Here is a 1,791-nt window from a genome sequence, read left to right as displayed (position 1 = left end):
GCTGCGGGCGACCATGTCGCGCCGGGCCAGCTGGATGAGTACTATCACTTCTCCAGCGCCGGCCACAATGCCGAAGTCCGCGTCATCGGCGTGCCTTCCGGCCGCGAGCTGCGCCGCATTCCGGTGTTCAACATTGACCCGATGGTCGGCTGGGGCATCACGAATGAATCCAAGGCGATCATGGGCACCAAGCCCGATGGCAGCCTGAAGTACACCACCGGTGATACGCACCACGTGCACGGCAGCTATAAGGATGGTACGTATGACGGCCGTTGGCTGTTCGTGAACGACAAGATCCACTCGCGCATCGCACGTATCCGCATGGACACGATGGAATGCGACAAGATCACTGAGATCCCGAACGTGATGGGCTTCCACGGCATCTTCCCGGACAAGCGCGACCCGCTCGACGAAAAGATCAACTACACGACCCGCGTATTCTGCGGTGCCGAATTCCACATCCCGCTGCCGAACGATGGCCGTGATCTCGACAATCCCGAGAAGTGGGGCGCGTTGTTCTCCTGCGTCGATGCGGAGACGATGGAAGTGCGCTGGCAGCTGCGCGTGGACGGCAACATGGACCTGGTTGCGACTTCGTACGACGGCCGTTTTGCTGCAGTCAACCAGTACAACGTCGAAAACTCGGCAGAGCAGGCAGGCATGATGGCGGCCGAGCACGACGCGCTGCTCGTTGTGGACGTTGCGCGTGTCGAGAAGATGGTCAAGGATGGCAAGTTCACCACCATCGGCAGCTCGAAGGTGCCGGTCGTGGACGGCCGCAAGGCAGCCAACACGGATCCGAAGACCTCGCTCGTCTGCTACGTGCCGGTTGGCAAGAACCCGCACGGCGTGAACATCTCGCCGGACGGCAAGTACTTCGTTTGCTCCGGCAAGCTGTCGCCGACGGCAACCGTGGTCGACATCTCGCTGCTGCACAAGTGGTTCGATGGCGGCGTGGAGAAGGAGCGCGACACGGTTGTGGCAGAGCCGGAAATCGGTCTCGGCCCGTTGCATACTGGCTTCGACGGTCGCGGCAACGCCTACACCTCGCTGTTCCTGGACAGCCAGCTGGTCAAGTGGAACATCGAAAAAGCCATTGCACACTTCAAGGGCGACAAGAACGCGAAGTTCATCGTCGACCGTCTTGACGTGCATTACCAGCCGGGCCACGGTTTTGCCTCGATGGGCGAAACCAAGGAAGCCGATGGCAAGTACTTCAACTCGGGTAACAAGTTCTCGAAGGACCGCTTCCTGCCGGTCGGCCCGCTGCATCCGGAAACCGAGCAGCTGATCGACATCAGCGGCGAGAAGATGCGCCTGATCGCCGACCATACCGCCTACCCGGAACCGCATGACGGCATCATCGTCCGCCGCGACCGCGTGAAGACCCGCAAGGTCTACAACATGGACGACTTCCCGAACGCAGTGAAGACACCGGAGCAGTCCGGTATCGAGCGCAAGGGCAACAAGGTCCATGTGCGGATGATGTCGGTGGCGCCTGCGTTCAGCCTGCCGGTCATCAAGGTGAAGAAGGGTGATGAAGTCACGATCACGCTGACCAACCATGACAAGGTTGAGGATCTGGCACATGGTTGCGCAATCCCCAACTACAACATCAACTTTATCGTGAACCCGCAGGAAACCAAGTCCGTGACATTCAAGGCGGACAAGCCGGGTGCGTTCTGGATTTACTGTACGCACTTCTGCCACGCGCTGCATCTTGAAATGCGCAGCCGTCTGCTGGTAGAGGCTTAAGCAGGAAAGCCGCGGGATGCCTTTGCTTCCCGCGGC

Annotated in this window: 1 protein-coding gene; it reads left to right on the top strand. The window is 60.1% G+C overall.

The window, feature by feature from the left end:
• A partial coding sequence (nosZ, locus tag ACYVIA_RS22235) for a TAT-dependent nitrous-oxide reductase (RefSeq protein WP_460844484.1) occupies positions 1-1,755 on the top strand: 1,755 nt, incomplete at its 5' end.
• Positions 1,756-1,791 lie beyond the last annotated feature (36 nt).

It is taken from the genome of Noviherbaspirillum agri, assembly GCF_054780595.1.
The sequence above is the reverse complement of the archived record's forward strand: the minus strand, read 5'-3'. Positions and strand labels throughout refer to the sequence as shown.